This window comes from Diplocloster modestus (genome assembly GCF_019042245.1).
In the GTDB taxonomy this organism is placed as follows: Bacteria; Bacillota; Clostridia; order Lachnospirales; family Lachnospiraceae; genus Diplocloster; species Diplocloster modestus.
The window spans coordinates 1-14604 of sequence record NZ_JAHQCX010000021.1; the positions used below are offsets into that span (position 1 = coordinate 1).

Genomic DNA, 14604 nt, shown 5'->3' on the forward strand with positions numbered 1-14604 from the left:
TTCTACTCAAAAAAATACCCCCTTTCAGGAAACAAGTTTTTATTATTTCACTTGTCTACCTAAAAGGGAGCATATCATTATCGGAAGAGGGCAAATTGTTATCATTTTTTCTTACGTATACGGTGCTCTAAAGATTCGGCTCACGCATCTTATCACGAAGCTGCAGTACCTTGGCGAATTCAATCAGATCCACCCGCGATTCATAGGAGAGCTTAATAAATTGGCGCATCAAAGAATGCTCCAGCTCATAATCAGAGTAAATTTTCTGATTTGTCTCAGTCAAGTTGGGATTGGACTTTCCGAAGGAATCACCTGTGATCAGGTAATCAATCGAGACATTGAAGAATTCCGAAAGCTTGATTAGTTTTTCGAAATCAGGCTGTTTATCCTTTGTCTCATAGCCGGCAATCGTAGGTCGGGAAACCCTTAAAAAGTCAGCCAGTTCTCCCTGGGTGATGCGATTCGCTTTTCGTAACTCTTTTAAAATACTTCCAAACGACATATTTCTCCCTCCTTTGCTATCTATTGTACCATTTAGAAATGAAATGGATATAGTTGTGTCGAAAATCAACAACAAAAAAGACAAATTCTCCAATTCGTGCCTAAAGGGCACACACTGGCTTCCATGGACGGGCCTGCAGAAAAGGGTGAAACCTGCTGGGATTTTGCTAAAGAGCCAGGATGACTCTAATTCTGAAGCACGGAGATCGCTTCCGGATAGTTCCCCAGCAGAGCATCCGAAAAAGCATTCGTCTCGATCCTTGGAAGCCAGACCCCATTTGTTTGGGTCATAGGCAGGGAAGTCTCGATGGTTACGGAAGTCATACTTTCTTCCAGGAGGTTCAGAAGCAGGTCGGAGGACTTTATCAGGAATTCCTCATCTGTCAGCTTCAGCAGAGCGGGATCATTTTTGAGGGTATTTAGCTGGTCTTTGTAAGCAGTGAAGAGCTTTGGCAGGTCCGCGGTGGTCAGATTCAGGGAGAGGTTGACAAGGGCGGAGGTGTCAGTCTGTTCGCAGGAGAGGATCTGGTAGTCCAGGTTCTTATGGATCTGGGCCGCGTAGGCCAGATCCTGGGAGGAAGCCTGGGGTTCCTGGTCGGAGAAAAAGTGACGGATAGACAGGTATTGACGCAGCGTTTCCGGAGCCATCTCTTTTAATTGGTCCAGGTAGGCCTGTGCCATGGCGGACGCAGAGGTAAGGCCTGAGTTTTCGATACTGGTGATCAAACCTCCGGTGAGCTGGTCCAGGACTGTGGAAGGGGCCTCATAGGCCCAGCCGTCCTCACTGCGTATGAGAGACAGGGTGATCCGACGGGTCTGGAACTCGGAAGATGAGTTAAGGATATCGGACAGGATATCCGTACAGTCCAATGCGGATGCCTGTCCCATTGGCCCTGAGGTAATATAGCGGTTCAGAATCTCTGAACGATAGGCATCCATCAGCTGTTCCATGTTGCGGGTGGTCAGTTTTATAGTAACTTCTGCTTTTTCGCCGGTGATCTTCGAGGACTGGATCTGGTAGTCGTAATTTTCCAGGAGACGGGATGCCAGGATCCCATGATCGTAGTCCAGGAGCTGAAGGGATTTATCCTGGTCCAGCTGGTGTATGGTATTCAGAAGGTCCTCGTCTGTCTCAGGATGTTTGAGGGCTTCCAGCTGTTCTTTGAGCTGGGCCTTGGGATTGTGCAGGGCGCATCCGGACAGGCATAGGGACAGGCTAAGTGCGGCGAGCAGCAGTGGCAGTAAATAACGGCTATTCATATGTAATTGAGAACCTCCTCTTCCATTTGATCTGTTCCATTTTCAAATTGAATGATTCCATTTTTGCAGGATTTGTTTCATAGTATTGCGGATTACTATAGCATACGGAAAAATGGAAAACAAGAAAAGCGGGGGGGATTTTGTCGAGGATAAAAAATGTTTTTTGTACCTTGAAACTCTTTTTTATAGCTATGAGCACTTAGCGGCCGTTTTTTGGCCGCTTACGTGCGATGCATGAAAAATAGTCAGCGAGGCTTTTTCGAGCGCTACTATTTTTTAAAGTGTGCGATTCTGCAACCCTTTTTTGCCGATTTGTCTTATTGCGAAATGCACAACAAAACTATAATATTAATGTAAATAATAAGTAAAGTGACAGACAAAAAATGATGAAAGGAGAATTAAAATTAAAATTTTATAGAAAGAGTTACGAAGGCAATATTAAAAAAGTAAAAGTGAACAGAGATTAAAGGGGGATTATTCATGAAAAGAAAATTAGCAGTCTTATTAACGGTTACCATGTGTTTTGGCCTTCTGGCCGGTTGTGGCTCCAAAAAAGAGGAAGCGCCCGCAGCTTCATCCGGGACGGGAGATTCCCAGGAAGCGCCTGCAGCGGAACCGGAAGAAACGAAGAGTATGACACTTTACTATTCTAATTCCACGGACTGGGCTGATCCTATCATCCAGGAATTCGAGGACCAGACGGGTATCAAGGTGGATCTGGTACAGGATGGAACTTCATCCCTGTTCGCGCGTATTAAAGCGGAAGCAGGCAATCCGCAGGCGGATGTGGTTTGGGGCGGAGTAATCGATACCTACCGTGCCAATCAGGATATGCTCCAGCAGTATACCTCTTCCAACGTGGATTCCTTAAAAGACGCGGCAAAAGATGCCAACGGCTACTATACCGGATTCGATATGGGACCCATGGTTATGATCTATAACACGGAGCTGGTGGATGCAGCCGGCGCGCCGACTTCCTGGGCAGACCTGCTGGATGAGAAATATAAAGGCCAGATCGCCTGCGCGGATCCGACCTCCGCATCCTCTTCTTTTGCCTGCATGATGTCTATTATTCTGGCGTACGGAACAGATGACGGCAAAGGCTATGAATTTATCGAGAAGTTAGTGGATAATCTGGATGGAAAGATCCTGGATTCCTCTTCCGGTGTATATAAGGGAGTAGCGGATGGGGAATACATGGTCGGATTGACCTATGAGGAAGCGGCGCTGCGCTATATCCAGTCAGGCGCTAATATCGCGATCGTATATCCCAGCGAGGGAACTTCTTCCAGCCCTTCCGGTATGGCGATCGTCAAAGATTGCCAGAATTTGAAAAACGCGCAGAAATTTATCGACTATCTCAGCAGTAAAGAGGTTCAGGAGCAGTTGGGCGACTTAAACCGCCGCTCGGTACGATCTGACGTCTCAGATCCGGACACCATGGAAGCATGGGATAAAATCACCTTCGTGAATATGGATATCGACTGGACATCAAGCCATACCCAGGAATTCAACGATAAATGGAATGATTTGATCTCCCGTTAACTGCGGAAGCGATTCGGATAAACCAGGAGGAAGGATGAGAATGCACTAAAAAACCATCCTTCCTCCTTTAAAATGAAGAGATGGAGGAAGAGGATTATGAGCAGTCAAAGGGTGAAGATCGACGGCGCGACGAAGGTATATGGGGACTTCAAAGCTTGTGACCACATCAGTCTGGACATTAAGGAAGGGGAATTTTTTACACTGCTGGGACCTTCCGGCTGTGGCAAGACGACGCTTTTGCGCATGATCGCGGGATTTAATCCGATCGATGAAGGAAAAATATATTTTAATGACAAAGAAATCAATCATATTCCGGCGGATAAAAGAAATATCGGTATGGTATTCCAAAACTATGCCATATTTCCGCATATGACCGTTCAGGGAAATGTAGAATACGGCCTGAAAGCACGGAAGATCAAAGGAAAAGAGCTGACGGACCGTGCCATGGAAGCTATGAAGATGATGCAGATCGACAATCTGAAAGATCGTATGCCCAGCCAGCTCTCCGGCGGCCAGCAGCAGCGTGTGGCTCTGGCCAGAGCAGTGGTCATCCATCCGGATGTGCTGCTGATGGACGAACCGCTGTGTAATCTGGATGCCAAACTTCGTGTGACCATGCGTACAAGTATCAAGAAAATCCAAAAGCAGCTGAACATTACGACCATATATGTCACCCATGACCAGGAGGAGGCGTTATCCATATCGGACCGGATCGCCATTATCCATGACGGACAGGTGGAACAGCTGGGAGAACCGATGGAGATCTATACGAAACCGTCGAATATGTTTGTGGCGAACTTTATCGGAACCTCCTGCTTCCTGGACGGGGAAGCGAGCGGCGGTGTCGTGAGGATCCTGGGAGTGAAACAGCTGGAACTGAATATCGACAGGGAATATGAAGGGATGGTAAAGGTATCCGTCCGCCCCGAGTACGTCCATCTGGGAGCGCCGAAGGAGGGGGAGATTCAGGGGACGATTACCATGAGCACCTTCCTTGGGGATTTTATGAATTATGAGATCCAGATTGACAACGGCCCATTGATCGAAGTCAACGAGTACACGGATGAGATGGACATTTCCCGGAAAACAAATGACAGGGTAAGCCTGGAGCTGATGTCCGGACGGATCTGCGTGTTTGACGCGGAGAAGGAAAAAACGATCATGCGCGATTGACGGCGGTTAAAAGGAGGGGCGTTATGAAGGAAAATACAAAACCAAAAAAGAAAATTTATGAAAAGCTCCACATGGATCGATTTAATTTCTGGACGATCATGAGTCTGCTGATTCTGATCCTGTGTCTGATCTTTATCGTATATCCGTTCCTGAAGCTGATTGTCCAGAGTTTTCAGAACCCGGATACCAACGCGTTTACCATGAGCAACTACCTGAAGTTTTTCCAGAAGAAATACTATCAGGAAGCGCTGGGGCACAGCCTTCTGATCAGTACGGTGGTGACGATCCTGGCTACCCTGCTGGGGGTGCCGCTGGCATACATCGGGTCCCGCTTTAATCTGTACTGGAAAAGGCTGATCAATGTAATGGTGGTTCTCTCCATGCTGTCACCGCCGTTTATCGGTGCTTACGCCTGGATCACTCTGCTGGGCCGCGCGGGATTTATCACAAAACTGCTGTCCATGATCGGAATCGAAATGGGGGAGATCTATGGATTTAAAGGGATCGTCCTGGTATTTACCCTGAAACTCTATCCCATGGTCTATCTCTATGTGTCAGGCGCGCTGGGGAGCATCGATTCCTCCCTGGAGGAAGCCAGCGAGAATCTGGGGATCTCCGGTATCCGCAGGATTCTGAAGATTACATTCCCGGTCATCCTGCCGACTATCTTGTCATCGGCGCTGATGGTGTTCATGACGGCTCTGGCTGACTTCGGTACTCCCAGGCTGATCGGGGAAGGCTACAGCACGCTGCCGGTTATCATTTATAAGGAATTCCTGAATGAGGTGGGAACGGACACGGGCTTTGCCAGCGCCTTGAGCGTCATTATCATCATCATTGCCCTGCTGGTGCTCTTCGTCCAGAAGCGGTTCGTAGACAGAAAGAGTTATAATATGACCAGCCTTCGTCCGCCGGCGGTCATCGAGCTGACCCGGGGGAAAAAGCTTCTGGCAACGGCGGTGGTGTTCTTTGTATCCTTCCTGTCGGTATTGCCGCAGATCACGGTTACGATCCAGTCGTTCCTAAAGACCAACGGCCCGCTGTTTGCAGCCGGTTTCAGCCTGGACAGTTACCGCCAGGTGGCCAATAAGCTGGGGCGCAGTATTACCAATACCTTTTTGTATTCCTTTATTGCACTGGCTATCATTGTACTGCTGGGACTGATCGGTTCCTACCTGATCGTCAGGCGGAAAAGCTTTGTGTCCAACCTGATCGACATGCTGCTGATGTTCCCCTATGTCATCCCGGGAGCTGTTCTCGGTATCTGCCTGACAGTGGCCTTTAATCAGGGGGCAATCGTACTGACCGGAACTATGTGGGCGATTATTATCTCATTTGTCATACGAAAGCTTCCTTATACCATGAGGTCCAGTGTGGGTATCCTCTACCAGATTGATAATTCGGTGGAGGAAGCATCCATAAGCCTGGGCGTCCCGGCTATGAAAACTTTCTTTAAAACGACGGTGCACCTGATGCTGCCCGGCCTGATGTCGGGGGCGGTCTTAAGCCTGATCAGCGTAATGAATACATTGAGCGCCACGCTGATTTTGTATACAGGAAAGACGATTACGATATCCGTGGCAATCTTTAACTGTGTCAATAATGACGCGTACGGACAGGCGGCTGCGCTGTCGACTATTCTGACCCTGGCTACGGTAGTGTGTCTGCTGATCTTTAATAAAGTTTCGGGCGGCAAGAGTGTAGTCTGAAAAAATAGCAGCGTTAGGATATAGTTCTCATAGCGGTAAAGACATGGATAGGAAATTGAGGAAATAGAAAGTTATGGGGAATTGTTCGGTCCTCATGACTTTCTTTTCCCTATATTTTCAGGTAAAATAGAACATAACGTGGAGAAAGGTTACAAAGTGAAACTTATCTGGAAACGTTCATCCATACCTAGATGTGCTAAAATACGCACGCATGGAGGAACGGCTGAACGAAAACGTTCATCCATACCTAGATGTGCTAAAATACGCACGCATGGAGGAAAAAATGCTGAAAAAAATTTCAGAGAGCTATTTTTGCCGTATATTTTCCGCCTTTTTTGTATCGTGTCTGGTATTCGCGGTGATCCTGAGCGGAATCATCAGCTTCGCTTTCTATCGTATCTATCTATCCAACTTAAGACAGCAGAGCGCCGGCACCGCAGAAAAAGTCCGTAATGCAATCGACAATGAGATAGAAAATTATAAAGAAGTGATCTGTAATCTGACTCAGGACGAGGAGGTCCGGGCCTTTTTTACTGACCCTGACGCGGAGAACGCCAATACTGTGCTGCGCTCTCTTTACATATTAAAAAATGGTAATAATCAGAAAGCTGCCATCAGTATCGTGAAACTGAATCCGACCCAGTGGCTGTCTACCTCAGAACAGGTGATGAAATCCACGCATGCTTCATTTGAAAACTGGGGCGTATTCCGAAAGGCAAATGAGGGAGAGGATGTATCGGTCTACGCCGTCGCCCGGGATGCCATGCTCAATGAAGAGGATCGGATCTGTATGGCCAAAGCTTATCGGGATGAAAAGGATCAGGTACTGGGATACGTCCTTGTGGAGATTCCCAGAAGCACCATTGACGTGATTGTAAATGAGTACGCGGAACAGTATAAAACGATGTTTATGATACTGAATCACAGCGGTGCTATTATTTACCATACCTCCGGGCTGGAATATGAGGGACTTGGTAAAACAGAAGAATACGGTTTTGACCATAACTGGAAAGACAAGACGACGGGTATCATAGGCGACACCTTTGCCTACAGCCGAAGTGACGCCTACGGCCTTCTCTATATTAAGGAAATGCCGTCCGATGTGATGAACAAGATCATGAGTGCCATCTTAAAAGCGATGATACCAGGCCTGATGATCATAGCGGTACTGGGCTTAGGACTTTCCGGAATGCTGGCTCGGTCCATATCGGCCCCGATCCAGAGAATCCGGGAATCCATGGCAAAGGTCAAGCACGGGGATTTAAGTGCCAGAGTGATCGTTGACCGGAAGGATGAGATCGGACAGCTGGGCGATTCGTTTAATTCCATGACAGAACAGATCGGGGAGCTGATGGCTAACATTGATGAGGAAAAGCACAGCCTTTGGATCGCGGAGACCCGTTCCTTGAGTCTGCAGATGAATCCCCATTTTCTGTATAACACGCTGGATCTGATCAAGTGGAATGCGAAATTGAACCGGACCAGTGAGATCTCTGATATTACCGTGCAGCTGGGACGTCTTCTTCGGCGCGTGATGAATACGAAAGCCGATCTGGTAACCGTTTCCTATGAGATGGAAATTATCCGGTCTTTTCTGGAAATACAGAAAAAGCATTACGGAGACCGGCTGCATATGGAGGCGGAGCTGCAAAACGGCATGGAAGAGGAACTTATCCCCAAGCTGATCCTGCAGCCTATGGTGGAGAACGCGATCGTGCACGGATTTTCCGGTAAGTCGGGAGAGTGCCGGATCTGTCTGAACGGCAGAATTGATGGGGAGTATCTCATTTTCAGTGTGGAAGATAACGGGAACGGAATGGATCAGGAGACCCTGGATTCGCTGCTGGCTTTCCGGCAGGAAGGGACTCATCATATCGGTCTGAACAATGTACAAAGAAGAGCCAGATTATTTGGAGATGAGAGCTGCGGAATATCCGCAGCCAGCATCTTTGGGGAGGGAACCCATATTACTCTGCGGATTAAGCATATCGAAAAGGAAAAACCATCTGATGCGGATGGAAAGTTCTGAATTTACGCACGCATGGAGGTAAAAATGATAAAAGTTTTGTTAGTAGAAGACGAGGATCTGATCCGCCAGGGACTGAAACTGACCACTACCTGGTCGGATTTTGGGAGTGAGATTATCGGGGAGGCGGCTGACGGAGAGGAGGGCCGTGAGATGATTCTCAGATTGAAACCGGATCTTGTTATAACTGATATAAAAATGCCGAAACTGAGTGGGCTGGAAATGATCGAGAGCCTGCAGGATGAGATATCCTGTGAATACATTATTCTTTCCGGCTATGATGAGTTTGCCTATGCCAAAAGAGCTATGCGAATGGGTGTGCGGGGCTATCTGCTGAAACCGATCGATGATAAGGAGCTGGAGGAGGTCATGTCCAGTACCATCAAAAGTATCAGAGAGAAACAGGCCGTGTATAAAAGTCTGTCGGAAAAGCTGGGAAAGGAATTCACGGAAGAACAGAAAGCCGTTGATTTCGGAAACTTACAGGATAAATATCTGGCCCGGGCCTGCGAGATCATACACAGCCGCTATCAGGAGGATCTGACGCTCAGGAATGTGGCGGACGAACTGAATATCAGCGACAGCTATCTGGGGAAATTATTCAAAACAAAAACCAGTTATACGTTCCTGGAAGTTTTAACCCTGTACCGGATCAAGGGAGCGGTGGATCTTCTGAAGAACTCCGATCTGAAGGTGTATGAAATCGCCTATGCGATAGGTTATGGTGATGCCAAATATTTTAGCAAGGTTTTCCGGAAAATCGTGGGAATAAAACCTATGGAGTTTAAGAACGGATATCAATTAACACAGAATCATATTTTGAATAGGTTATAGGTTATGGATCGGAAGACGGACGAAACAGGCAGAGCATTATATGACGCAGCTGCCTGTTCCGTCCATTTCTTATGAGCCGCTGGCTTTCTGGGAAGGCTGGGAACCTGTATTTTGATCTGCATTTCATTCCCGGGATAGAAGTGGGGAGAAAAATGAAAAGGGATGGAGATGGGTTAATTTGGGAAAAGTACAGGATGGATCAGGTCTAATGTTTGCTGAAGTCCGGTTTCGGTGGAAGCCAGCAGGGAGGTTTTGGCTTTTAGGGGCAGCGCGTGGCCCTGGAGGTCGGTAAATACTCCGCCGGCTTCAGTCAGGATCAGGGAGGCGGCTGCGTAGTCCCAGGTGGAGAGAAGATGGGATATGTAGGCCACACAACGGTTACAGGCGACGTAACAGATTCCCAGGGCGGCGGAACCGATATCGCGTATGTCCATGGAGTGATAAGAGATCGCCGTGCTTACGGCAAAGGCACGTTCACGGAGTTCGGGGTTATAGGGGGCGATGTCAATGTTCACTACGCCCTCGTTCAGCGGACGGTTGTGGACGTGGAGAGGGGAGCCGTTCAAGTAACTGCCCTGGCCGCGGCGGGCGCAGAAGAGTTCGTCCCGGAAAGGATTGTAGACGACCCCGATTTCCATGGTGCCGTGTATGGCGAGGCCGACGCAGATTCCGCTGCACATGAACTCACAGATAAAGTTCGTTGTTCCGTCAATGGGATCGATGATGAAGGTGTAACCGCTGCTGATTTTGTGGGAAGAGAAGCCGTCCTCTTCTCCCACAAAGGTGGCTTCGGGAAGCAGACGGGTAAGTTCGGCCACCAGATATTTTTGGACTTTGGAGTCGTATTTGGTTACGTAGTTGGCCGCTCCCTCTTTTGCTTTGATCTCTTTATCGGCCGATGCTGACAGGACGATGCTGCCGGCTTGACGTACGATTTCGCAGATCTGATCCAGTAATTGGTCTGACATTGGTAATCCCCCTTTTCCAATTGGCAGTTATTTTATTTATCATATTATATCAAGTATAACAAGGGGAGAGTTGGGGAACAAGGAGACAAAGCCGCATTATACGTGGATAGAACGGCTGTTGTGTATTCTTGAATATAAGTTTTCCGTAATGTTTTCCGTAAATGCAGAAAAGGGTTGAAAGGGCTGCTGGGAGCTCTGCTGGAAATACCGCCGGAACAAATTGTTGATCTGGAAGTGATTGACAGCCATCTGGAGCAGGAGTATGTAGAAGACAAGGAGGGGATACTGGACCTGAGGCTTAGGTGTGCTCATGAGAAGCAGATTAATATTGAAATGCAGTTGTATCATGTACGTTACTGGGTGGATCGGTCGATGTATTATAACTGTAAAATGCTGGTAATTTCAGTGAAAAAAGGGGAGCTGTACCGGACGATGAAGCATTGTGTACATATTGGAATTCTGGATTTTGACCTGTTCCCGGAACAGAGAGAATTTTACTCGATACATAAGATAACGAATATGCGGAATGGTAAGATCTATAGTGACAAGCTGGCCTTTCATGTGATAGAATTAAGAAAATTGGAGCAGGCGACGGACGAGGAAAAGAAAGAGGAAGTGTATCGTTGGGCGAAGCTTATTTCGGCCCGGAGTATACAGGAGATGCGGGCTGTTGCACAAGGGGATGAGTACATGAATGAAATGGTGGACACGTTTGAGGATTTTGATTTAGATGATGAGGAGCGTTACCGGGCATTCCGGAGGGAAATGGCGATTATGGATCATAAATCCGGACTGGATGGGGCTTATGAAGAAGGCATGGAAACCGGCATGGAAACTGGCCTCCAGATTATGATTAGCACCTTACAAGAGATGGGTTTATCCAAAGAAGAGGTAAGGGATAAAGTGAAAAACAGTTTAACCTGGACAGATGAGAAAACAGAAGAGATTATTGAAAAGTACTGGCAGAGCAGCTGAAGCGGACAGGAAACACAGGCAGCTTAAAACGAATTATATAATACTTTTAGAAAGAAGAGTATGATTTTGATATACTCCTTCCGGGCAAACAGTTATAGCTGTTCAACTGTCTGTCCAAAAGGGGTTATTTCACTTATTCATACTCTTTTTCCTCTAATAAAAAATAGTAGCGCTCGAAAAAGCCTCGCTGACTATTTTCCATGCATCGCACGTAAGCGGCCAAAAAACGGCCGCTAAGTGCTCATAGCTATAAAAAATTAAGTTATTGGGATTTGTGCAAGTTCTACATACAGGCATCTTTTTTCTAATTCCAGATTCGGTCGAGTTTTTAAGGGTCCTGCTGCGTAATCTGCTGTTCCAGCTCGTACAGAAAATTCCGGTATCCATGAAAGCCCATAAATCCCCGTTCCGGTAAAGCGTCCTGGTTGGGAATCCCAAAAGGTTTCTGTATGTTGAGACGGCATGCTGTATATCCAAAATCTCTCTCCGTAACCACCGAATTCCCCATTAACAGATCAGGGTGGTTACCGGTTATCCAGGCATCTACTGCCTGTTCCTCATATGCGGTAATCATTCCGGCATATGCTGTAACCAGTTTCTTTTCAAAAGCAAAGGCATTTACAGTAGAAATATCTAGTTCTTCCAGGAGGAAGGCAGATAACGCTGCGGCCATAGTATGCTCACTGACAATACAGGCTTTAGTCAGCCGGGGCTTTGAAAGGGGATACAGGACTTCTTTTTCCCCATATATAAATGATGGATCAGGAGTCTGCCCACAGACCTGCCCCACAGACGCCAGCCAGCGGGCCGTTCCTTCGATCCCATAAGGCTGGCCAATCAGATACGGAATATGAAAGGATTCTTGTAAAAATTCCGCAGCCGGTATGGCTTCTTTACGAAGTACGAGAGATACCCCTCCCTCCGCACACGTCTGAAGCGCTTCTATATTAGCATTGCATGGAAGAACCAGGCCGGGAGTCCAGCCAAAAGCGCCTTCCATTAACCGGATAATCTCATCGACATCCGGTCGAATACGTGCATAATCGATGGAGGCACCCAGAATATGAAAAGCCTTCCGTTTGGTTTCAGAGGGTTTTGCCCATTCCCGGAGCAGTGACAGCATGCCCAGCGCAAGACCGTCCGTATAGTCGCCGGACAGTCCGGAAAGAGTGACCGGGATCAGTTTTGCCCGATGCAGGGGCTGTATCTGGGAACAGAAAGATTCCATATCAAATCCGATGATGGAGGTAACCGCGGACTGCATGACGTAGATCATATCTGGCGCTGTCCGTTCTTCCAGCTCGGCGATCGCCAGCTGCAGCGGACGGCTGTCGCCAAAGGTCAGAACCGAATCGGTAATATGGGTAGTGTAAATAGGGGCTTCTTCCATATGCCGGGTAGCGAAATTCGTGGTACCCATAGGGCCGAATTCTAATACAGCGATCCCGGGAATGCCGGTTACGGCCCAGAGAAAGCCCATACGGTCACTGGGGATTGGAAGATAACGGTAGACTGCCATCAAATTCTCCTTTCTGCTGTTCGTATGTTTCCAGCATAAGCCTTATCACCACAAGCCTTATCAGCACAGACATTCAGAAAATAATCTGCCATGGCCATACTGAGGGAAAAGCCATTTTCCTTTGGGGAATCCTCAGGTGATATCATACGAATTCCCATGGCTTCCAGCCGCTCCCGGTAACCGCGTCCTATGTAATAAGCCGGCCGCAGAAGCCTGCTTAGTTCCTTCGTTTTATTAAAGTCCGTCAGCAGTGCCATGAAAGGATTCATGCCGGAAGCTTTGCATTCACAAAAAAGTTCACGGTCAAAATCGTTATAACTGACGGTGAAGCAGGCCAGAATCTCAAAACCCAGCCGGTGGAGTAAGAGGCAGGTGTCAAAACCGATCAAAGGTGAATTGGTATAGATAACGCGGCGGGCATGGGCGGGCAGATGCCTTAGTTGTTCCCAGGAAGTCTTCGTGGAATCGGCTAATCGTTCGATCTCCGGGTCTGGTTCAAGCTGCAGAAGCTGTTCCAGACAGCGGTAAGCCTTACGAATCCGGTCCGGATCCGCATATTTTCCGAATACCTGATAGGGAACACCGAAGGTTTCCATGCGTTTCGCAAGTTTTAAACCGATGGCATCCACGACCAGATTCAGTTCCGCCTGGGGGGCGTCGTAAAGAGCATCCAGGGAAGCACCGCCTGGGAGGACAGCCCGGACCGGGATCTGGTGTCTGGTTAAATACCGCCCGAGCTCGGTACATTTCCAGTCCTCTTCCCGGACACCCAGAAGATTGACTCCCTGACGCCGGCCCTTATAAGATTTCATGTGATCCGCCAGTGCGGCGGTCATATCGCTCATACCGTCTACATGGCTGTTCTGCCGGAAATTATCGGCTTCCACCAGAAGGAGCACCGCGTTAGCCGACACCTGGGCTTTACAGATCAGACCCTTTATGTCCTCGCCGATGAGTGAAGTCACGCAGGTAGAGATCAGATAGATGATATCAGGCCGGTCTTTTTCTTCGATTTCTTTAATGAGAAGGAGAAGATCCTTTTCGCAGCCGAAGATAATGTCGGATTCTTCCAGCGTATAGCAGTACACCGGCGCTTTCATATAGTCGCGGGGATTCGCGACCTTTAAGATCTCCTTGCTGTAAAAACCACATTCCTCGGTTCCCAGTATAATCACAGCCGTACGTTCCATTTCCTGCATAAGCAGCGAACATCCAAATAGCGGACAATGCATGCCCCGCCGAATGGCCGCTGACGGGCTGATGATATCAGAATAGGAATGAAGTTCAGCAAGCCGTTTCAGATTACAGTTTTTTTCAGTTATCATAACGGATCACGCTCCAGTATCTGTGCCAGATTCAGGTATAGCCCGGACAGTTCAGAATCCGGAAATGCGCTTACGACGGTTCGGTTCTGCTGTTCTGCCTGCTGCACCAGCGGATCTCTGGGCAGTGTGCATAAAACTCTGGTGTTCAGTTCTTCGGCGGCTCTCTGAATATTTTCCTCTTCCCCCGGGAATCCCTTTGCATTTGCGATCAGACCGCCGAAGCGGGCGTATCCCTTATTTTGAAAATTATGCAGCGCCGCTGCAATATTAGACGCGGCATAAAGCGACATCATTTCTCCGGATGTCACCACGAAAACTTCCTTCGCATACCCGGATCGGATCGGCATGGTGAATCCTCCGCAGACCACATCCCCAAGTACGTCATAAAGAACCACATCCGGCCGGAAAGTTTCAAACGCATGGAGTTCATCCAGCTTTTCGAATGCCGCGATGATTCCCCGGCCGGCACAGCCGACGCCTGGAGTGGGACCGCCTGATTCCACACAGAGGACACCATCCGACCCGGTAATGACGATATCCGTAAGCTTCAGACTGTCACCCCGATCACGGATACTGTCCAGAACGGTAGGGATTCTTTGACCGCCGGTGTGTGAGATAGTAGAATCCGATTTGGGGTCGCAGCCGATCTGCATGACGCGCAGGCCCTGCTTTGTCATTGCACAGGCAATATTGGAGGTGGTTGTGGATTTACCGATTCCTCCTTTCCCGTAGATCGCTATTTTCCGGATCTCATGTGCGTCCCCCTGCG

11 protein-coding genes and 1 pseudogene are annotated in these 14604 nt (G+C 48.2%); 6 read left to right on the forward strand and 6 right to left on the reverse strand.

The features are described 5' to 3' along the window. Nucleotides 1-127: 127 nt before the first annotated feature. Complete coding sequence (locus KTH90_RS21525) at nt 128-502, reverse strand: helix-turn-helix domain-containing protein (RefSeq protein ID WP_158354671.1); 375 nt, start codon at nt 500-502, stop codon at nt 128-130. Nucleotides 503-687: 185 nt separating this feature from the next. Beyond that, on the reverse strand, nt 688-1761 hold the full coding sequence (locus tag KTH90_RS21530) for a hypothetical protein (protein WP_158354673.1): 1074 nt from the start codon (nt 1759-1761) through the stop codon (nt 688-690). 480 nt (nt 1762-2241) lie between these two features. Between KTH90_RS21530 and KTH90_RS21535 the strand changes: the two genes are divergently transcribed. The 5 genes from KTH90_RS21535 (at nt 2242) to KTH90_RS21555 (ending at nt 9048) form a co-directional block, all read left to right on the forward strand. Beyond that, complete coding sequence (locus KTH90_RS21535; RefSeq protein ID WP_158354675.1) at nt 2242-3306, forward strand: ABC transporter substrate-binding protein; 1065 nt, start codon at nt 2242-2244, stop codon at nt 3304-3306. 96 nt (nt 3307-3402) lie between these two features. Next, complete coding sequence (locus tag KTH90_RS21540; protein ID WP_158354677.1) at nt 3403-4479, forward strand: ABC transporter ATP-binding protein; 1077 nt, start codon at nt 3403-3405, stop codon at nt 4477-4479. Nucleotides 4480-4502: 23 nt separating this feature from the next. Continuing rightward, a complete protein-coding gene (locus KTH90_RS21545; RefSeq protein WP_238727458.1) occupies nt 4503-6188 on the forward strand; it encodes an ABC transporter permease in 1686 nt (561 codons plus the stop codon). A 283-nt stretch (nt 6189-6471) separates the two neighbouring features. After that, a complete protein-coding gene (locus KTH90_RS21550) occupies nt 6472-8217 on the forward strand; it encodes a sensor histidine kinase (protein WP_238727459.1) in 1746 nt (581 codons plus the stop codon). Between the two features lie 24 nt (nt 8218-8241). Then, the gene (locus tag KTH90_RS21555; RefSeq protein ID WP_238727460.1) at nt 8242-9048 is read left to right on the forward strand and encodes a response regulator transcription factor; all 807 of its coding nucleotides are present in this window, start codon (nt 8242-8244) and stop codon (nt 9046-9048) included. A 173-nt stretch (nt 9049-9221) separates the two neighbouring features. Here KTH90_RS21555 and KTH90_RS21560 read toward each other — a convergent pair whose 3' ends face one another. Then, complete coding sequence (locus KTH90_RS21560; RefSeq protein ID WP_238727461.1) at nt 9222-10016, reverse strand: inositol monophosphatase family protein; 795 nt, start codon at nt 10014-10016, stop codon at nt 9222-9224. 150 nt (nt 10017-10166) lie between these two features. Between KTH90_RS21560 and KTH90_RS21565 the strand changes: the two are divergent. Beyond that, nucleotides 10167-10991 (forward strand): annotated as a pseudogene (locus tag KTH90_RS21565) (Rpn family recombination-promoting nuclease/putative transposase); the annotation flags it as partial. A gap of 328 nt (nt 10992-11319) precedes the next feature. Here KTH90_RS21565 and KTH90_RS21570 read toward each other — a convergent pair. From KTH90_RS21570 to KTH90_RS21580, 3 genes are read right to left on the reverse strand one after another with little or no spacing between them, the layout of a single operon-like run. Then, entirely contained in the window at nt 11320-12510 is a 1191-nt protein-coding gene (locus KTH90_RS21570; protein WP_158354687.1) for a nitrogenase component 1, read from the reverse strand. Next, entirely contained in the window at nt 12510-13835 is a 1326-nt protein-coding gene (locus KTH90_RS21575; RefSeq protein WP_238727462.1) for a nitrogenase component 1, read from the reverse strand. Before KTH90_RS21575 ends, KTH90_RS21570 begins: the two co-directional genes overlap by 1 nt. Next, nucleotides 13832-14584, reverse strand: coding sequence for a nucleotide-binding protein (locus KTH90_RS21580; protein ID WP_158354842.1), 753 nt, complete (start codon nt 14582-14584; stop codon nt 13832-13834). Before KTH90_RS21580 ends, KTH90_RS21575 begins: the two co-directional genes overlap by 4 nt. Nucleotides 14585-14604 lie beyond the last annotated feature (20 nt).